This is a genomic window from Pseudomonas sp. Pmew2, assembly GCF_058129885.1.
Genome location: NZ_CM176702.1, coordinates 5994494 through 6013536 on the forward strand (window position 1 = coordinate 5994494; position 19043 = coordinate 6013536).

General features: G+C 55.7%; 14 protein-coding genes and 2 pseudogenes. 6 read left to right on the forward strand and 10 right to left on the reverse strand.

Features of this window, described 5'->3' with window-relative positions; translation table 11 throughout:
* Window positions 1–62 precede the first annotated feature (62 nt).
* A complete protein-coding gene (gene glnA, locus AC4ANK_RS27675) occupies window positions 63–1469 on the reverse strand; it encodes a glutamate--ammonia ligase (protein ID WP_002555716.1) in 1407 nt (468 codons plus the stop codon).
* 335 nt (window positions 1470–1804) lie between these two features.
* On the opposite strand from glnA, the gene thiI reads away from it, so the two are divergent.
* Window positions 1805–3259: a tRNA uracil 4-sulfurtransferase ThiI gene (gene thiI, locus AC4ANK_RS27680; RefSeq protein ID WP_002555715.1), complete on the forward strand. Its 1455-nt coding sequence runs from the start codon at window positions 1805–1807 to the stop codon at window positions 3257–3259.
* Window positions 3260–3426: 167 nt separating this feature from the next.
* A complete protein-coding gene (gene typA / locus AC4ANK_RS27685) occupies window positions 3427–5247 on the forward strand; it encodes a translational GTPase TypA (protein ID WP_002555714.1) in 1821 nt (606 codons plus the stop codon).
* A 110-nt stretch (window positions 5248–5357) separates the two neighbouring features.
* Here typA and AC4ANK_RS27690 read toward each other — a convergent pair whose 3' ends face one another.
* The 3 genes from AC4ANK_RS27690 to AC4ANK_RS27700 form a co-directional block, all read right to left on the reverse strand.
* Window positions 5358–6179, reverse strand: a complete 822-nt coding sequence (locus AC4ANK_RS27690; RefSeq protein WP_002555713.1) for a DeoR/GlpR family DNA-binding transcription regulator — start codon at window positions 6177–6179, stop codon at window positions 5358–5360.
* 123 nt (window positions 6180–6302) lie between these two features.
* Window positions 6303–7076 (reverse strand): L-iditol 2-dehydrogenase, encoded by a 774-nt coding sequence (locus AC4ANK_RS27695; RefSeq protein ID WP_460383804.1) that lies wholly within the window; start codon window positions 7074–7076, stop codon window positions 6303–6305.
* Between the two features lie 39 nt (window positions 7077–7115).
* Complete coding sequence (locus AC4ANK_RS27700) at window positions 7116–8432, reverse strand: ABC transporter substrate-binding protein (RefSeq protein WP_002555711.1); 1317 nt, start codon at window positions 8430–8432, stop codon at window positions 7116–7118.
* A gap of 303 nt (window positions 8433–8735) precedes the next feature.
* On the opposite strand from AC4ANK_RS27700, the gene AC4ANK_RS27705 reads away from it, so the two are divergent.
* On the forward strand, window positions 8736–9485 hold the full coding sequence (locus AC4ANK_RS27705) for an IS5 family transposase (RefSeq protein WP_460382697.1): 750 nt from the start codon (window positions 8736–8738) through the stop codon (window positions 9483–9485).
* 87 nt (window positions 9486–9572) lie between these two features.
* The gene (locus AC4ANK_RS27710) at window positions 9573–10472 is read left to right on the forward strand and encodes an AraC family transcriptional regulator (RefSeq protein ID WP_054072679.1); all 900 of its coding nucleotides are present in this window, start codon (window positions 9573–9575) and stop codon (window positions 10470–10472) included.
* Here the strand turns inward: AC4ANK_RS27710 and AC4ANK_RS27715 are convergent.
* A pseudogene (locus tag AC4ANK_RS27715) lies at window positions 10473–11731 on the reverse strand (cation:proton antiporter).
* 279 nt (window positions 11732–12010) lie between these two features.
* Complete coding sequence (locus AC4ANK_RS27720) at window positions 12011–12340, reverse strand: DUF2790 domain-containing protein (RefSeq protein WP_004663292.1); 330 nt, start codon at window positions 12338–12340, stop codon at window positions 12011–12013.
* 217 nt (window positions 12341–12557) lie between these two features.
* Between AC4ANK_RS27720 and AC4ANK_RS27725 the strand changes: the two genes are divergently transcribed.
* Both AC4ANK_RS27725 and AC4ANK_RS27730 read left to right on the forward strand, forming a co-directional pair.
* Window positions 12558–12782, forward strand: a complete 225-nt coding sequence (locus AC4ANK_RS27725; protein ID WP_004663296.1) for a hypothetical protein — start codon at window positions 12558–12560, stop codon at window positions 12780–12782.
* Window positions 12783–13233: 451 nt separating this feature from the next.
* Window positions 13234–14547, forward strand: coding sequence for an OprD family porin (locus AC4ANK_RS27730; protein ID WP_044423795.1), 1314 nt, complete (start codon window positions 13234–13236; stop codon window positions 14545–14547).
* A 269-nt stretch (window positions 14548–14816) separates the two neighbouring features.
* Here the strand turns inward: AC4ANK_RS27730 and AC4ANK_RS27735 are convergent, their stop codons facing one another.
* From AC4ANK_RS27735 to AC4ANK_RS27750, 4 genes and pseudogenes are all read right to left on the reverse strand, one after another.
* Complete coding sequence (locus tag AC4ANK_RS27735; RefSeq protein ID WP_054082596.1) at window positions 14817–16076, reverse strand: IS256-like element ISPsy17 family transposase; 1260 nt, start codon at window positions 16074–16076, stop codon at window positions 14817–14819.
* Between the two features lie 87 nt (window positions 16077–16163).
* The gene (locus AC4ANK_RS27740; RefSeq protein ID WP_169790068.1) at window positions 16164–16553 is read right to left on the reverse strand and encodes a hypothetical protein; all 390 of its coding nucleotides are present in this window, start codon (window positions 16551–16553) and stop codon (window positions 16164–16166) included.
* An 85-nt stretch (window positions 16554–16638) separates the two neighbouring features.
* The gene (locus AC4ANK_RS27745) at window positions 16639–16902 is read right to left on the reverse strand and encodes a hypothetical protein (RefSeq protein ID WP_057431362.1); all 264 of its coding nucleotides are present in this window, start codon (window positions 16900–16902) and stop codon (window positions 16639–16641) included.
* Window positions 16903–17375: 473 nt separating this feature from the next.
* Window positions 17376–18914: pseudogene (locus AC4ANK_RS27750) on the reverse strand (RHS repeat domain-containing protein); the annotation flags it as partial.
* Window positions 18915–19043: the final 129 nt, after the last annotated feature.

Sequence of the window (19043 nt, forward strand, 5' to 3'; positions counted from 1 at the left end):
GGCAAAAAAAAGACCTCCCGAAGGAGGTCTCTTGTTACGCCATCAACGCTGGCGCGTCTGTATCAGCAGCTGTAGTACAGCTCGTATTCCAGTGGGTGTACGAAGGTACGAACGCGGATTTCTTCTTCGCTTTTCAGTGCGATGTAAGCGTCGATGAAGTCGTCGCTGAATACGCCGCCTTTGGTCAGGAACGCACGGCCCTTGTCCAGTTCTTCCAGCGCCTCTTTCAAGCTGCCGCAAACTTGTGGGATCTCTTTGGCCTCTTCAGGCGGCAGGTCATACAGGTTCTTGTCAGCTGCGTCGCCAGGGTGGATCTTGTTCTGGATGCCGTCCAGGCCAGCCATCAACAGAGCCGCGAAGGCCAGGTACGGGTTGGCCGAAGGATCCGGGAAGCGTGCTTCGATACGGCGGCCGCGTGGGCTGTTGACGTAAGGAATACGGATCGAAGCGGAACGGTTACGCGCCGAGTAGGCCAGCATGACCGGTGCTTCGAAGCCTGGAACCAGACGCTTGTACGAGTTGGTGGACGGGTTGGTGAAGCCGTTCAGCGCCTTGCCGTGCTTGATGATGCCGCCGATGAAGTACAGAGCAAGGTCGGACAGACCGGCATAGCCTTCACCTGCGAAGGTGTTCTTGCCATCTTTGGCGATGGACATGTGCACGTGCATGCCTGAACCGTTATCACCGTACAGAGGCTTTGGCATGAAGGTCGCGGTGCGGCCGTAAGCGTCAGCAACGTTGTGAACAACGTATTTCAGGGTCTGAACTTCGTCAGCCTTTTTAACCAGCGTGTTGAATTTCACGCCGATTTCGTTCTGGCCAGCGGTCGCCACTTCGTGGTGGTGAACTTCAACGGTCTGGCCCATTTCTTCCAGAGCGTTGCACATGGCGGTACGGATTTCGTGGTCATGGTCAAACGGCGGAACCGGGAAGTAACCGCCTTTGACGCCTGGGCGGTGGCCTTTGTTGCCGCCTTCCACGTCCTGATCGGACATCCACGAACCTTGTTCAGAGAAGATCTTGAACATGGAACCCGAGATGTCGGACTTGAATTTCACCTCGTCGAAGATGAAGAATTCTGGCTCAGGGCCTGCGAATACGGTGTCACCGATACCAGTGGACTTCAGGTATTCCTCGGCGCGACGAGCGATGGCGCGTGGGTCACGATCGTAACCTTGCATGGTCGACGGTTCGATGATGTCGCACACCAGGATCAGGGTCGGTTCTTCGGTGAACGGGTCCAGAACAGCGGTTTCGTCGTCCGGCAGCAAAATCATGTCGGAAGCTTCGATGCCTTTCCAGCCAGAGATGGAGGAGCCGTCGAACATCTTGCCGACTTCGAAGAAGTCATCTTCCAGCGCATCGCGAGCTGGCATGGTCACGTGGTGCTGCGTACCTTTAGTGTCCGTGAAGCGCAGATCAATCCACTTAACGTCATGATCTTTGATGAGTTGAACCGACTTCGACATGGTGTCCTCCGGGTGGCTAAGAACCGCCTTCTATAGGCTGGGTCCCTTGAATTTGGGTGATGCCGGCGCGAATATTCTGCCAAGGCAACCTGCCTCACAAGGGAGCAATTTGCATGCCAGTGCCCCGTGTTGGGTTTTTTGCTTCAAAAGCAGGCTTTCAGGGGATTTAAACGCGTCTGCCGAGAAAAGTACGCACCGTTATGGCGCTGCAGTTTGGTGCGTCGACTCTTTTTGGTGCGCTGATGATCGGGTATACGATAACTGGTTAAACGTTGAGCAATTTCCGCTATAATCCGCGCCCCCCTTTTTCAGTCGGCACCTCACGCGCTGTTTCCATGAAACTAATCGTTAAAGTTTTTCCAGAAATCACCATTAAAAGCCCGCCGGTGCGCAAGAAATTCATCCGGCAACTGGGCAAGAACATTCGTACCGTGCTCCGTGAAATGGACGCGGACATTGTCGTGGGTGGCGTATGGGACAACCTTGAGGTGGAGACCCGCCAGACCGACCCCAAAGTGCTTCAGGGCATCAGGGACCGGCTAAGTTGCATGCCCGGCATTGCCAACTTTCTGCAGGTGGCCGAGTACCCGTTGGGCGACATGGATGACATCGTTGCCAAGTGCAAACTGCACTACGCCGACCTGCTGCCCGGCAAGATGTTTTCAGTGCGTTGCAAGCGCGCCGGTCGCCACGATTTCAGCTCGATGGATGTCGAGAAATACGTCGGTAGCAAGTTGCGCATGCAATGCGGTGCTGCCGGAATCGAGCTGAAAAAGCCCGATCTTGTCGTACGGATGGAAATTCGCGACCAACGGTTGTTTGTCGTTCATGACCAGCACCAGGGCATGGGCGGCTACCCGCTGGGTGCGCTGGAGCAGACCCTGGTATTGATGTCCGGCGGTTTCGATTCGACCGTTGCGGCCTACCAGATCATGCGCCGCGGCCTTATGGCGCACTTCTGCTTCTTCAATCTGGGCGGAAGAGCCCATGAACTGGGCGTGATGGAAGTCGCTCACTTTATCTGGAAGAAGTACGGCAGTTCGCAGCGGGTGCTGTTTGTCAGCGTGCCATTCGAGGAAGTTCTCGGAGAAATTCTGCAGAAAGTCGATAACAGTCATATGGGTGTAGTTTTGAAGCGTATGATGTTACGCGCTGCATCCGCCGTGGCTGATCGTCTCGAAATCGACGTGCTGGTAACTGGCGAAGCGATTTCACAGGTTGCCAGCCAGACGCTGCCAAACCTGTCGCTGATCGACGCGGCTACAGACAAGCTGGTCCTGCGACCGCTGGTCGCGAGCCACAAGCAAGACATCGTGGACCTGGCGACTGAAATAGGCACTGCCGACTTTGCCCGCCACATGCCTGAGTATTGCGGGGTGATTTCGGTCAACCCGAAGACCAACGCCAAGCGAAATCGCGTTGAGTACGAAGAAAAACAGTTCGACATGGCGATTCTCGAGCAAGCGCTTGAACGCGCGAAGCTGATTTCGATCGATCGGGTGATCGACGATCTGAGCCGCAATGTCGACATAGAAGAAGTCAGCCAGGCGCTGGCCGGTCAGGTCATCATCGACATCCGTCACCCGGATGCCCAGGAGGACCAGCCGCTGCAAGTGCCTGGCGTGGAGATACAGACGTTGCCGTTCTACGCATTGAACAGCCGTTTCAAGGCACTGGATGACACGCGCCAGTACCTTTTGTATTGCGACAAAGGCGTCATGAGTCGCCTGCATGCTCACCATTTGCTCAGTGAGGGGCATGCCAATGTGCGCGTTTATCGACCGAGCTAAGTGCCCGGGGCTGTTTGCCTGTGGCTTGCGTCACCGGCCCCCCGACACCAGTCGTCATGCCGTAACGGCTTTTGCCGACTCGAAATAGTTAATCGCTGCCTTATAAAATAGTTAATCGCTGCCTTATAAACAGTCAGCAGACCGAATCCTCTGATCGAGATACACAAGTGATCGAAAATCTACGCAACATCGCCATCATTGCTCACGTTGACCATGGTAAGACCACCCTGGTAGACAAACTCCTGCGCCAGTCCGGCACCCTTGAGCGCAACGAGCTCAACGACGAGCGCGTGATGGACTCCAACGACCAGGAAAAAGAGCGCGGTATTACCATTCTCGCGAAGAACACCGCGATCAACTGGAATGGCTACCACATCAACATCGTGGACACCCCGGGCCACGCCGACTTCGGTGGTGAAGTAGAGCGCGTGATGTCGATGGTCGACTCCGTACTGCTGCTGGTTGATGCCCAGGACGGCCCTATGCCGCAAACCCGTTTTGTGACCAAGAAGGCTTTCGAAGCCGGCCTGCGTCCAATCGTGGTCATCAACAAGGTTGACCGTCCAGGCGCGCGTCCGGACTGGGTTCTGGACCAGATCTTCGACCTGTTCGACAACCTGGGTGCCACCGAAGAACAGCTGGACTTCAAAGTCGTCTACGCCTCGGCCCTGAACGGCATTGCCGGTCTGGAACACACCGACATGGCTGAAGACATGACTCCGCTGTACCAGTCGATCGTCGATCACGTTCCTGCGCCAAAAGTTGACCGTGACGGTCCTTTCCAGATGCAGATCTCGGCTCTGGACTACAACAGCTTCCTGGGCGTCATCGGTGTTGGCCGTATCGCTCGCGGTCGCGTCAAGCCAAACACTCCGGTTGTTGCCATCGATGCCGAAGGCAAGAAGCGTAACGGTCGTATCCTGAAGCTGATGGGTCACCACGGTCTGCACCGTGTGGACGTTGAAGAAGCAGCTGCCGGCGACATCGTCTGCATCAGCGGCTTCGACCAGCTGTTCATCTCCGACACCCTGTGCGACCCACTGAATGTCGAAGCGATGAAGCCGCTGACCGTTGACGAACCTACCGTTTCGATGACCTTCCAGGTTAACGATTCGCCGTTCTGCGGCAAGGAAGGCAAGTTCGTCACCAGCCGTAACATCAAGGAACGTCTGGACAAGGAACTGCTGTACAACGTTGCCCTGCGCGTTGAAGAAGGCGACACCGCCGACAAGTTCAAAGTCTCCGGCCGTGGTGAGCTGCACCTCTCGGTACTGATCGAAACCATGCGTCGCGAAGGCTTCGAAATGGGTGTTGGTCGTCCGGAAGTGATCATCCGTCGCGTAGGCGACGTGAAGCACGAACCGTACGAAAACGTGACCATCGACCTGCCGGAAGAATCCCAGGGCGCGATCATGGAGCAAATGGGTCTGCGTAAAGGCGACCTGACCAACATGGTTCCGGATGGCAAGGGCCGTGTTCGCCTCGAGTACAACATCCCGGCCCGCGGCCTGATCGGTTTCCGTAACGAGTTCCTGACCCTCACCTCCGGTGCTGGCATCCTGACCTCGATCTTCGACCGTTACGACGTGATGAAGTCCGGCGACATGTCCGGCCGTCAGAACGGCGTTCTGGTTTCGGTTGAAACCGGCAAGGCGCTGACCTACTCCCTGGAAACCCTGCAAGCGCGCGGCAAGCTGTTCGTCGAGCACGGTCAGGAAATCTACGGTGGTCAGATCGTTGGTCTGAACAGCCGCGACAACGACCTGGGTGTGAACCCTACCAAAGGCAAGAAGCTCGACAACATGCGTGCTTCGGGCAAAGACGAAACCATCGCCCTGGTTCCACCTGTCAAGTTCACCCTTGAACAGGCTCTGGAATTCATCCAGGACGACGAGCTGTGCGAAGTAACGCCGAAGTCCATCCGTCTTCGCAAGAAGATCCTGGACGAAAGCGAGCGTACCCGCGCTGCCAAGAAAGCCAAGGCTTGATACTTAGCCCGCGCTGAATAAAAAACCCCGGTCGAGAGACCGGGGTTTTTTATGCCTGATGGATTATCGGGACACGCAACCGGCTGAAGCTCAGGGCGGGTATCAAGTGTCTAGCGCTTGCCACCCACCGGGGCCAGCAACAATTCGATACGTTGCTTACGGATACCATCCGCTGCGGCTTCAGCAAGCGCGGCATCGGTGATGATGGTGTCGAACTGCTCGAGCCCGGCCACCTTGTACATGCCGAAGGTGCCGTATTTCGAGCTGGTCGCGACCAATACGGTTTGCGAGGCTGACTGCATGGCGGCCTGTTTGACCTCGACTTTCAGCGCCGACGGTGTAGTCGTGCCGCGTTGCAGGTCCCACGAACTGGTCGACATGAAGGCCACATCGGTCGCCAGTTGCCGCAACGTCGCTGCCGCCAGCCCGCCTACGCTGGAGCGGTTCGGGTGATCGAGCAGCCCGCCGGTGTGAATCACATCCACATGCGCAGCGTCGGCCAGCGCGTTGACTACGCCGAAATCATTGGTGACCACAGTCATGCCTGACAGCGCGATGATATGAGGGACGATTTCGAGTGTGCTGGTGCCTGCGTCCAGATAGATCGTCATGTCCGGGTGCAGCAAACCCGCCGCGAGCCTCGCCATGCCCTGTTTGTGCGGCAGCTCTATAACCGCCTTGGACTGATGGCTGGGCTCGCTGTGCACCTGGCTGGCGATACGCACGCCACCGGTGACTGAATAGGCCCGGCCTTCCTGTTCCAGCTGGGCGATATCGCGGCGGATGGTCATGTGCGAGCAGTCGAACATCTCCATCAACTGATGAACGCTGAGTACCTGATGCTTGCGCAATTGACGCAGCATCAGCTCCCGGCGCTGATCGGGGATCATAGGTGTACCGCCGGAAATGGCGATCTCCTCTTCAGTGGACATTCGTGCTCCTTGATGAGCCGCCAAGACAACAGGCGGTCCGCGCATCTTAGCCAATCGCTCCGGCAATGGAAGCAGCGACGGGCCTTTTTGCACGGACTTGCTCATCTTTGAAGCCGACACACCTCAGCTCATCCAGTTGCCACCATCGACGTTATAGGTCTGCGCGACCACGTATTCACTGTCCGGCGAAGCAAGGAAAATCGCCATGCCGGTCAGGTCGTCCGCCGTGCCCATGCGTCCGTATGGCACCTGTTCGCCGACCAGTTTCTTCTTCTCGCCCAGCGGGCGGTTTTCATAGCGGGCGAACATCGCATCCACGCCATCCCAGTGTTCGCCATCGACCACGCCCGGTGCGATGGCGTTGACGTTGATACCGTGCCTGATAAGGTCCAGCCCGGCCGATTGGGTCAGGCTGATCACCGCGGCCTTGGTCGCGCAGTACACCGCCACCAGCGCCTCGCTACGCCGACCGGCCTGGCTGGCCATGTTGATGATCTTGCCGCCGTGCCCCTGGGCAATCATTTGCCTGGCTGCTGCCTGCAAAGTGAACAGGGTGCCCGCGACGTTGATCGAAAACAGCCGCTCGTAACTGTCGCGGGTGATATCGACAATTGGTGCCAGATCAAACAGCGCGGCGTTATTGATGAGGATATCCAGCTTGCCGGTCTGTGCGACCACGGCGGCGATGGCCTGATCGATGGACGTCTGATCCGTCACGTCCATGCTGACCGCGTAGGCGTTGGGCCCCAGCTCGTTCGCCGTGGCCTGTGCGCGTTGCAGATTGATATCGGCAATGGCTACACGAGCACCTTCCTGGATATATGCCTGGGCAAACGCCCGCCCGATGCCTCGCGCCGATCCGGTGATCAGCGCGCTTTTACCTTCAAGTCGTTTCATGGGTTCATTATCCGTCCAATACAGTTGAGGGCCGCAGCTTTACTTCGGATAACCGGCGCGTTTCATCTCGCGTTCGGTGACGGCCTGTGCAGCGCTGAGCGCCTGTTCAGTGGTGGTCTGGCCGGTCACGGCAGCGGAGAACAGCTTGCCGACCGACGTGCCAATGGCCTGGAACTCGGGAATGGTCACGTACTGGATACCAACGTAGGGCACAGGCTTGGCCGAGGGGTGCGCCGGGTCGGCGTGTTGCATCATCTGCAGCGTGACCTTGGCGAATGGCGCAGCTTTCAGGTAAGCCTCGCTGTAGGTGGAGGCGCGTGTGCCAGGCGGCACATTACTGATGCCGTCTTTCTCGGCGACCAGCTGGATATAGGCTTTGGACGTCGCCCAGGTGATGAACGTCTTGGCCGCGTCCTTGTGCTTTGAGGTGGCCGGTATCGCCAGCGACCAGGCGTAGAGCCACGAAGAGCCCTTGTCAGTCACTTCAACCGGCGCAGGCGCAAAGCCGACGCTGTCGACCACCTTGCTCTGTTCCTTGTCCGTCGTGAAGGAGCCGGCCACGCTGGCGTCGACCCACAAGGCGCATTTGCCGCTGTTGAACAGCGCGAGGGTTTCGTTGAAACCGTTGCTCGACACGCCCGGCGGGCCGTACTTTTTCAGCGTATCGACGTAGAAATTCGCCGCTTTGCTCCATTCCGGACTGGTCAGTTCGGGCTTCCATTGCTCATCGAACCAGCGCGCGCCAAACGCGTTGGCCATGGTGCTCAGCAGCGCGATGTTCTCGCCCCAACCGGCCTTGCCGCGCAGGCACATGCCGTAAACGCCCTTGTCGGGTTGATGCAGCTTCGCCGCGAACTCACCCATTTGGGTCCAGGTTGGCTGCTGCGGCATGCTCAGACCTGCCTGCTTGAACAGGTCGGTGCGGTAATAGGTGATCGTGCTTTCGCCATAAAAGGGCAGGGCATAGAGCGTGTCCTTGACCGACAAACCCTGGCGCACCGAGGGAAATATGTCTTCCAGTTCGTACTCGGGCGCAAGGCCGGTGATTGGTTCCAGCCATTGCTTGGCACCCCACAGTGGCGTTTCGTAGGTGCCGATGGTCAGCACGTCGAACTGGCCGCCCTGCGTGGCGATGTCGGTGGTCAGGCGCTGGCGCAGGACGTTTTCTTCGAGCACTACCCAATTGAGTTTGATATCAGGATGCTGCTGTTCGAAGATTTTCGACAGGCGCTGCATGCGGATCATGTCGCCGTTGTTCACGGTAGCGATGGTCACGGTCTCGGCGGCCTGCGCTGCCATGCTGCTGAGGGCGACGGACACGCCCGCTGACAGGAAAAGCGCTTTGCGGATGTTCATCTCAGGGCTCTCCACCCCGCGCCTTGTCTGGCGGGAGTCATTGTTTTTGTTGTTGGCCACGGCTGAATCACCATGGTGGACGGCTCGATTACAGCAGCCTGTTGCGGCCTGAACAAACGCACGGCGAACGATCGGCTGATACTTTTTTAACCGCTTGCCACGCGGCGCTCTGAAAGCAAAAAAGTACCAGTAGCGGATTAATTGTGAGCTAGGGTCTGTTCCCGTTTCGACGTAACCCATTGATCTCTATGAGAACAGGCCCGTATTGTTGGAGTTCTCACACAACACCAATACGAGCCTGCAATGCCCCGATTAATGCTCAGTGATGAGCACTGGCCGAAGCTTCGAGAAATTTTGCTGCACGAATCGATCTACAACAAGCGAGATTTGCGCACCACGGTTGAAGGCATGCTGTACCGCATGCGTGTGGGTTGCCCTTGGCGAGACCTGCCGAAAGCGTTTGGAAACTGGAGCAAGGTCTACAAGCGGTTCAATGCCTGGTCTGCTTCAGGCAAGTGGGTCAAGGTGCTTGAGGTGCTGATGACCGATCCTGACATGGAGTGGGTTTTCATTGATGGCAGTTATGTAAAGGCTCATCAGCACAGTGCAGGTGCTGCCAGCACGCAGGACCAGGCCATCGGAAAAAGCCGAGCCGGTAACACCAGCAAGATTCACCTGGCTGTAGACGCTTGTGGGCTGCCCATTGCATTTGACGTGACCGGAGGCCAGACCAATGATTGTTCGCAGGCGGCCTCGTTGATTGCCAAGATGCCCAATGCAGAAGTGATCATTGCGGACAAGGGCTACGACACTGAAGCGATACGCGCTCAGGTCGAGCAGCAAGGCAGCAAAGTGGTGATTCCACGAAAGCGCAATTCTCTGAAAGGGAACGCAGATCTGGACAAAGGGTTATATCGCAATCGACATCTCGTAGAAAACGCCTTTGCCCGGTTGAAGCATTTCCGGGCGGCGGCTTCTCGGTTCGACAAACTCAAGAGAAACTATGAAAGCGTCATAGCAATGGCCTGCGCTTTTCTGTGGCTGCCAATGTGAAACGGGAACAGACCCTAGCACTGGCCGAGCCGTAGGGCGTATGTTTAGGTGTCCATAGAGCATTTATAACGATAAAAGGGGCATCCAGTGCCTGACAGCCGAGCGGCTTTGTTTGAGCAGCGTCCTGCCGAGCTTGAGGTTATTCTCCCGCAACCAGACCACTGCTTTCGCTGGTACGAGCACGACTATCCCTACTCGCTGGCCCGCTGGAACCACCATCCAGAATTTGAAATCCACCTGATCCGCCAGGGCAGTGGCAAGCTGGTGGCCGGTGATTACATCGGTGAGTTCGGTGCCGGTCATGTGGCCCTGATCGGTCCCGATCTGCCCCACGACTGGATCGGCGATCTGGCCCCCGGCGAGCACTTGGCCGGGCGTGACGTGGTGTTGCAGTTCGATGGCGCGGCGTTGCTGGCGCTACGTGAGACGCTGCCGGAACTGGGCGATTTGCAGCGTCTGTTCGAACAGGCACGTCGCGGGTTGGAGTTCACCGGCGAAACGGCCATGCAGGCTGCGCAACTGCTGGAGCAGATCGGCCCGGCACAAGGCCTGGAACGGCTGATTCTGTTTCTACAACTGGTCAATACACTGATGAAGGCACCTGTGCAGGAGGCTCGTCTGCTGGCCAGCGCCTGGTACGCCCCGACCCTGGATGCGCGCAGTTCCGAGCGGATCAACAAGGCGTTCGATTATCTACTGACTGAATTGACCAGCGATATTCGCCTGTCAGTCATCGCGCAACGGCTGGACATGAGTGATCCGGGCTTTTCGCGCTTCTTCAAACGCACCACCGGGCATTGTTTTATTGATCTGATGCGCAAGCTGCGGGTTCAGCGGGCTTGCCGGTTGCTGCTGCACAGCGAGATGTCGGTGTCGGACATCTGCTTTGAAGTGGGTTACGCCAACCTGTCCAACTTCAACCGGCATTTCCGCGTGGAGATGCAGCAGACGCCCAGTGAGTACCGGCGCGCCGCTGCATCCGGCTGATCAATGCTCTGCGGGCTCTTTCGCCTGAGGCGAACGAGTGACGGCATGCACCAGCTTACCGATCGTCAGGCCCTGCAAGAGGATCGACAGCAACACCACGATGTAGGTGATGCTCAGCAGCAGGTCGCGCTCCGGCCCGGTGGGCAAGGCCAGCGCCAGTGCCACCGAGACACCGCCGCGCAAGCCGCCCCAGGTCAGGATGCGGATCGTACCGTGGGCACCTTACGCCAGCGACGCAGCAGCAGAATAGCCGGGGCCACGGTGACAAAGCGCGACAGCAGAATTGCCGCGGCCAACAGGCTGGCGGCAATCAGGTGCTGCCAAGAGAACGGCAGCAGCAACAGCTCCATGCCGATCAAAGCAAACAGCAACGCGTTGAGCATGTCATCCAGCAATTCCCAGAAACCGTCCATGTAACGACGGGTCATGTAGTTCATCGCCAGATTACGCCCCAGGTTGCCGATGATCAGCCCGGCCACGACCATCGCGATAGGGCCTGACACATGCAGCTCGGAGGCCATCGCCGAGCCGCCGATCACCAGTGCGAGAGTCAGCATGACTTCGATCTGATACTGCTCGATGCTTTTGATCATCAGGTACACGGCATAGCCAATCAGGCCGCCGAACAGCACACCGCCGACTGCTTCGTGGACGAACAGCAGGGCGGTTTCGCCAACCGTCGGCGTCTCGCCCAACTGCGCGATACCCAGCAGAACGGTGAACACCACCACTGCCGTGCCATCGTTGAACAGGCTTTCACCAACGATGGTGGTTTTCAGCGGTTTGGAGGCGTTGGCGGTACGCAACACACCGAGCACGGCAATCGGGTCGGTGGGCGAGATCAGCGCACCAAACAGCAGGCAGTACAGCGGGCTGACGTGCCAGCCGAACAGGGCGAAGATCCAGTAGGCCAGCGCGCCGATCACGGTGGTGGCAATCAGCACACCGAAGGTTGCCAGCAGGCCGATGGGCCAGCGATAGCTTCTCAGGTCGGCAAGGTTGACGTGCAGCGCCCCGGCGAACAGCAGGAAGGACAGCATCCAGTTCATCAGCAGGTCGCCGAAGTCGATCTGACCGATCAGCTGTTGTACGCGATCTTCCAGACCGGGATAGCCCAGAAAACTCAGTCCTTGCAGCAGCAAAGAGAACATCAGCGCGGTCACCATCACGCCGATGGTGGGCGGCAGACCGATAAAGCGATAGTTCACATAGGTCAGCAGCGCAGTGAGGCAGATAAAACCAGCAGCAAGTTCAAGCATCCGTCATTCCAGAATCCGTAAGTGCAGTGTCTCGATCACCGTAACCGAGCCTGTGTTTGATGGACCGGATCCATGTCCAGACACATCGCGACACGACACAGTGGGGTTTGCGTTGACCACGCCGATGCGGTGATGTTGCAAAAAAGGCAGGAATCAGTGAATGAGGCAGACTTGAAAGCGCAAGAAGCGGGGCATTGTAGACACAAAAAAGTCAGCCCGGATAACGGTCCGGGCTGATGGGGGATGTAACAGTGGGTGGCCTCCCTGGCAGGTTCAGAATCATTGGCTGTTTCTGCACCCGCTCAGGACCTGGTACTGCACGGTGTTCAACTTGCCTTTGGAGTCCTCGTAGGTCATCAGTTTCGGCATCACGCTACAGGTTTGCAGATCCGGGGATTTGCGAATGACCTTGGCGACGTCGAGCTTCATTCCGTATTTGTACTCCTTGATCTCCGGCATCGGCTTGTTATGGATAGCCGCGTATTTCTGCACGCTGGCCTGGTGTTCCTTGATCACTGTGGTGGCTTTGACTTCATCAGTGGTGTAAGCGTAAGCACTCAGTGGCGAAAGAATGACCAGAGCAAGTAACAACGATTTGGCGGTGCGCATTTTCTTTTGTCTCCGTTTGAATGTGGTTCAACCTTACCCAGTGCGCACTAACCGGAAAGTGGCTGAAACATTACAAATCGGTAATCTCGCAGATGTCAGCTTTCTAACAGTATTGTCATCCTCTGCTCACCTTCCTGTTAGCTACCCGGACGTAAGCTTGTTTCATCCCTGACGAGCACTGCGCTTTTAAGGAACTCCTTACACACCGAAAGAGGTAATGATGATGAAACTGATCAAGTCGATGGTTTTCGCCGTAGCTGCCTTGTCCGCCACTGCAGCCTTCGCCGACGACGGCAACGAATACGCAAGCACAGCGGCTGACAAGATGCGTCTTGCACAGGAACTGCGCTTCAAGGAACAGAACAGCAGCAACAAAGCCGAGCGCTACGTCAATACAGACGACAACGCCAAGGCCGAGCGGTCGACCAAGTCCGAAGGCTGATGCCTTTGATGCCCGACCCGCTGCACCCCCATTCGCCCTTTGTAGCTCCCTGCTCCTTTGGTCGGGGCGAATCTTTAAGCGTCCTTCGGGGCGCTTTTTTTATTCCCGTATCTACACAAATCGTTATCACGCCCGTGCTCCAGCGCCCGTGGGAGCGAGCTTGCTCGCGAAAAGGCCGGTACAGCCGCCAGAAGGAACGCACTTGAACCATGGAATGCCGTTCTGGACGCCCTGCGTCCTATCTTGAATGTCTGATTACACCGGTCAAAGCGTATTTTATTTTATTGAGCAACGGCGTGCTGTAATGCACTTCCTTTCATATTTGTAATCTTTCCGTCACCTCGGCGTTATATTCGCCACTTCAAGATTGTGCCCCACTGGCAGCGCTCGGGTTAATAAAAACAGCCAGATCGACATGTTTATAACAATCTGCCGATTGGACGGAGCGCACATGACTCAACTTAAAACTCTATCACTGGCCCTGTGTTCGACCCTCGCCGGTGTCGCACCGGCTGCCGTATTCGCTGAAGAGCAGAAAGAAGGCTTCATCGAAGGCAGCACGCTGACCGTACTCAACCGCAACTTCTACATGAACCGCGACCACCGCAACGGCGAATCCAGCCCTACCGGCAATGGTTACTCCGAAGCGTGGGCGCAAGGCATCATCGGGCGATTCCAGTCAGGTTTTACTCAAGGCACCTTCGGCGTCGGGGTCGATGCATTTGCCATGATCGGTATCAAGCTCGACACCGGTGACGGCCGCAACGCGTTCGACGTGCTGCCGGTCGATGGGGAAGGCCGCGCCCGTGACGAATACACCAAGGTAGGTGGCTCGCTGAAGGCCAGAGCCTTCGACACCGTCGTCAACGTGGGCGATGTCTTTCCCTCCACCCCCGTGGTTGCCTTCGGCGACTCCCGACTGCTGCCGGAAAGCTTTCGCGGCGTTACCGCCGTCAACAACAGCATCAGCGGCCTGACCCTGCAAGGCGGTCGCCTGCACTCCATGAGCCAGCCCGTTTCCAGCAACCAGCGCGACGGTTTCGTCACCTTCTACGGCGGTGCCGTGGACTCTCCATGGGTTGCCTACTTCGGCGGTGACTATCAGGCCACCGACAGGCTGAGCCTTGGCCTCTACACCAGCCGACTCAAAGACGCCTGGGATCAGAAATACGCTTCAGCGTCCTACGTGCTGCCGCTCTCTGACGACCTGTCGCTGACCAGCAGCCTGAACTACTACAACGCCACTGACGAAGGCAAAAAACTGCTCGGCGAATTCGACAACGACATCTGGAGTGCAAAAGTCGCCCTGCAATACGGCGCGCATACCCTGTCGCTCTCGCACCAGCGCAACGAAGGTGATGACGATTTCGACTACCTCAGACAGTCCGACTCCATCTACCTGGCCAACTCCATCCAGTACAGCGACTTCAACTCACCCAAAGAGCGCTCGTGGATGGTCACCTACAACCTCGACATGTCCACCTTCGACGTGCCCGGCCTGTCATTCATGACCCGCTACGGCAAAGGCACCGACGCCGACTACTCCAACGCCAACAGCACCTACATGCGCCGCGACGCACAAGGCAACCCGCTGACCGACCAGAAACGCTGGGAGCGCGATATCGAAGCGAAATACATCGTGCAGACCGGGTCACTCAAAGACCTGTCGCTGCGCGTGCGCCAGGCAACGACTCGGGCCACGGCGTTTGAATCGGACCTGGATGAGGTGAGGGTGATTGTGGAGTATCCGTTGAGTGTGCTTTGAGGGGGGATGATTGAGTGAGGCGTCCTTTGGGGCGCTTTTTTTTTGAAGAGGCGCGAATACTCTGACAGGCCAGGTTTTATGACTGGCATGTGCAGCGGAATTACGGCATCTATCCTTGGCTAATGTTTTGCAAATGATGATGCTTGCATTTGAAATTGTTTGATTTCTTGATGGTTTTGGGTGTTCTGATGTTTGTAACTTGTTACAGGGGAGTATCAGTTTTTTTGTGTTCGGGCTGGTTAGGGCCTGCCGTCAGGCAGGCCCTTGTTTTACCAGCTCGGTCTGGTAAATCGGTCTCCGTACAGGATCGCAAATTGATTCATTGCCACTTTCCAGTCGTGTGCCGCATGACCCCAGTTGGCGGTGATGTTGCGCAACCCAAGCCATATCAGTTTCGTCGCGGCCTCATCGGTCGGGAAGTGCCCTCGAGTCTTGATGATCTTGCGTAACTGGGCATTGATGCTCTCGATGGCATTGGTCGTGTAAACCACTTTGCGGATGCCCGCCGGGAAAACAAAAAACGGTATAACCCGATCCCAGGCGCGACGCCATGCAGCAACCACAGTCGGATACTGCTTGCCCCAGGGGCCCGCTTCAAAGGCGTTAAGCTCTTGCTCAGCCACATCTGCATTGATCGCCTGGTAGATCGGCTTGAGTGCTTTGGCCAGTGCCCGACGTTTATCCCAAGCGGCATAGTCCAAGCTGTTGCGGATCAGATGCACGATGCAGGTTTGCAGCGTCGTGGCAGGAAAAACCGCCCCCAACGCCTCCGGTATTCCTTTGAGGCCATCCGTGACGGCGATCAGAACATCTTCAACGCCACGAGTCTTGAGGTCGTTGAACACCTTCATCCAAAACTTGGCACCCTCGGTGCTCTCGATCCATATACCCAGAATGTCGCGCGTGCCATCAGGTAATACCCCCAGCGCCAGATAAATAGCCTTGTTGCACACTAACCCCTCGTCCCGGATTTTGACCCGTAACGCATCGAAGAAGATCACCGGATACATCGGTTCCAAGGGTCGTTGCTGCCAAGTGCCCACCTCTTCCATGACCGCATCGGTGACTGAGCTGATGAAGTCATGGGACACGTTAGTTCCATACTGCTCAGATAGAAAAGCGCGGATCTCACGCACCGTCATGCCCCGGGCGTACATGGCAATTATCTTGTCGTCGAAGCCTGTAAAACGTCGTTCGTGCTTGGGAATCAGGATCGGGGCGAAGCTACCATCGCGGTCTCTGGGGATATCCAGGCGAAGCGGCCCGTCGTCGGTCAGAACCGTCTTGCTGCTTTTGCCATTACGCTGATTGGTCGACTCCTCAGGGCGCTCCGCGCCCTGAGGGTAACCAAGGTGGTGACCCAGCTCGGCGCCTAGCGCACGCTCGATCAGAGCCTTCTTGAACGCCATGGACGCGTCTTGAATGGCTTCGGCGCTCATCGGGCCTTTAACAAACTGCTCGATCAGCTCTTGGGGAATCGAGGGCAACTCCCTCGCTGTTGCATTGGCGGACTTCTTTTTGGTCGGCATACATGCACCTCTAGCTACATGTTATGCCCGAACACAAAATTTCTGACAGTCTCTGTTACAGGGTTTGGTTGTGTCGAACTCGGGTTTTTATCTTAGTGACATGCAGCCGTCAATCTCAAAGCTTTCAGAGTTTATTATGAAAATTACAAGATAATTTTCTATTTCCAAGGGGACCCAGCTTCGCAATGCCTCATCTTTTGAAGCTTCAAGCGATGCTGCACATAGGTCTGCGCCATTAAGTTGGCGCCCTTGGGCTGCCAGGTTGCTGGCTCTGAATTCTATAATGAATTTTAACGTGTTTTTATTTTGATCATCATAGATAGATACTTCTGGAGGTAGCAAGGATGAAATATCAGATATTTTGGATTTTTTAATTAATTTACGTGTGATAGGGTCGCAGAGATTCGAAGAAACGTACGTTTTGAAGTCGACTTTTTCTATTATATCTTTAGCTTTCATTTGGGTGATGGTTTTCAAGATTATTAATATCGGGGCTGTGAGCTCGCTTTGATACGGTATTCATGATGTTAAAATGAGCACTTGACTGCCGTTTTTTCATCTCTTAATCCTCACTTAAGCCACAAGCCCTCAAAAAAAACGGCAGTGGCATTTCCTGTTCACTATCCGTGCCTGAAGATAAGACATCCCCTAAAGTAGCAGTTCCACGCTCAAAGTTTAACAGAATATCGAAACAGTTGAGCTCCAAACCTCTTATGGCGAGCTGGGCTCCTGGCTTTATAGACTTCTTCACAGCAGTCGCAAGCAACTCTCGGACAGAATCGTTAAACTCCTGCTCCAAAAAGGCATTAAGTAAATCATTAGTCATAGCGCAATCTCATTTTGTGAATGCTGTATGCATGATTCAGTTTCTAATATTTACCTTAATAATGCTGGTTGACTTTCCGGAAGTATTCACGACTATAGCCTTTTCAACGTTATACTCTACCACATATCCACTCGGGCTATTCGGCCTCATCTTTATATATCGCAAAATTCTACCCGTACAGCTCGATATATTTTGCCTATACATCGCCACTTTTGGAAATCAGAAAATAATTGAGTCTAAAATAAACTGTAGTTTCACCGGGTCCGCAGCATTCCCAAAATAATATTCATTCCCTCCATCATCGAGCAGCTCAGGGGGTGTCGATATTCCAATACAGCACGAAATATTTCTCGTCCAACAAATCCTCTAATGCGCCTGCGTCATCATATGTTGATACTCTAATGTAAGGCCCATATTTCGAGTGAATAGATACCACCACTCTCTCTCCGACTTTTGAATCAATCATATTTCACCTACCAATTAATGCTGTTAAACCAGTCCAACTCCTGCTGAGTAGGAGCTCGTTTGATATCTTTAGTATCTAGAGGGTTCTCATATCGTATTGGGCGTGTTGCTCCAGGTACATAAGGGTTAAGTTCTGTTTCTTTGACTCGAGTACTGGTCATATCGAATTCCGTGCCGTCTTTATAGGTTATTTTCACTCCCGGCTCACCAGCCTTACCACCTAGTCGAGTGGTGTTCTTTGTTGTTCTGGTAGTAATCGTTCCGATTTTTTTTGCACCACCCGAAAATCTATTGCATAGACCTAACGGATCAACCCACCCATAAGGATTAGGTGCATATTGATAGAGATTATCCCCCCCCACTCAGCCCAATCGGATCCTGCGTAATAAACCGCCCAATCTCAGGATCGTAATACCGAAACGTGTTGTAGTGAAGCCCCGTCTCGACATCGAAATACTGCCCCTGAAACCTCAGGTTCTGCTCGACCTCGTTCACCACCAGCTTCTCAATCGCCCCCCGCGGCCGATATTTGGCCTGCCAGACGATCTGCCCTTCGGCGTCGGTCATCTCCAGTGGCGTACCGATCTGATCGGTGTGGAAGTAGTAGACCTTGTTCTCTGCCTCGCCCTCTTTCTCATCAACACGGGCCAAAGGCGCATAGCTGCCAGGCTCATACAGATACAAGCTGCTTTGTTCCGGGCTTTCTTCACGCAGCAAGCGAAGGCCTTGCCAGAGAAATAGTCGATGGTCTTTCTGCCCCTTGATCTCCCACTGTTTGCCAATGCGCCTCCCCAGACTGTCGTATTGATAGCTGCTGGTGCTTTCCACTTGGCTGTTGGCCATGGTCTCGGTTTTGACCAGGCGGTTTTCGCTGTCGTAGGTGAAGGTTTGCCAGCGGACGATGCCGACGATTTTCTCGACCAGGTTGCCCCACGCGTCGTACTTGTATTCGTGGTTGCTCCATTGCTTGAGACGGTTGTCTTTGACGCGGTCGAAGCGGTTGGTGTTGAAGTTCAGGCGGTTGCCAGCGGCGTCGTAGCGGAATTCTTCGCCTTCGAAGCGTTTTTCGGGGTTGTGTTCAAGCAGGCGGCTGTTGGCTTCGTATTCGTAGGTGACCTCGCCGCGCAGTTTGTCGAGGGTGCGGCTCAGTTCGCCGGCCGGGTCGTATTCGTAGCGGCGGTGGAGCGGGTTGTAGGCGTGCTCGACGTAGCGTTCTGGCTTTATGAGCGGGTTCTGGATCTGTGACAGTTTTTCCGCGGGCAGGGTGGTTGCGTACTGCCAGGTCTTGCGGCCAAGGGCGTCGTAGCTTTCATTGCTCAGCGTCACGAGGCGTCGTACTGGTAGGCGACTATCAGCCCTTTAGGGGCCTGACGTCTGGTCGTCAGGCCACGTGCGTTGCGGGCCAGATGGGTGGTCTGGTCCTTGCCGTCATTGTGTGTCAGGACCTGACCGTGAGCGTTGTAGGTGAAGCTCTCGCGAGTGCCGTCCGGGTGGTCGATGCGCAGCACTTCGCCGCCGGGCTTGCGCTCCAGCGTGGTGGTGTCTGATTCGGTTTTTAATGAACTGGTTTTTAATACCCAGGATCAATATTTACACTTTCGATATCCATGGCGCAAAAAAAGCGTTCAATGGATAAGTTTTCGCTAGTTGGTACTTTTAATAGTTGACTAGGTTAA

Coding starts and splice junctions, on each gene's coding strand:
- AC4ANK_RS27735 (WP_054082596.1), bottom strand. CDS start 16,076: ATGCCGACCAAAAAGAAGTCCGCCAATGCAACAGCGAGGGAGTTGCCC.
- thiI (WP_002555715.1), top strand. CDS start 1,805: ATGAAACTAATCGTTAAAGTTTTTCCAGAAATCACCATTAAAAGCCCG.
- AC4ANK_RS27725 (WP_004663296.1), top strand. CDS start 12,558: ATGATGATGAAACTGATCAAGTCGATGGTTTTCGCCGTAGCTGCCTTG.
- AC4ANK_RS27690 (WP_002555713.1), bottom strand. CDS start 6,179: ATGTCCACTGAAGAGGAGATCGCCATTTCCGGCGGTACACCTATGATC.
- AC4ANK_RS27700 (WP_002555711.1), bottom strand. CDS start 8,432: ATGAACATCCGCAAAGCGCTTTTCCTGTCAGCGGGCGTGTCCGTCGCC.
- glnA (WP_002555716.1), bottom strand. CDS start 1,469: ATGTCGAAGTCGGTTCAACTCATCAAAGATCATGACGTTAAGTGGATT.
- AC4ANK_RS27695 (WP_460383804.1), bottom strand. CDS start 7,076: ATGAAACGACTTGAAGGTAAAAGCGCGCTGATCACCGGATCGGCGCGA.
- AC4ANK_RS27705 (WP_460382697.1), top strand. CDS start 8,736: ATGCCCCGATTAATGCTCAGTGATGAGCACTGGCCGAAGCTTCGAGAA.
- AC4ANK_RS27730 (WP_044423795.1), top strand. CDS start 13,234: ATGACTCAACTTAAAACTCTATCACTGGCCCTGTGTTCGACCCTCGCC.
- AC4ANK_RS27745 (WP_057431362.1), bottom strand. CDS start 16,902: ATGACTAATGATTTACTTAATGCCTTTTTGGAGCAGGAGTTTAACGAT.
- AC4ANK_RS27720 (WP_004663292.1), bottom strand. CDS start 12,340: ATGCGCACCGCCAAATCGTTGTTACTTGCTCTGGTCATTCTTTCGCCA.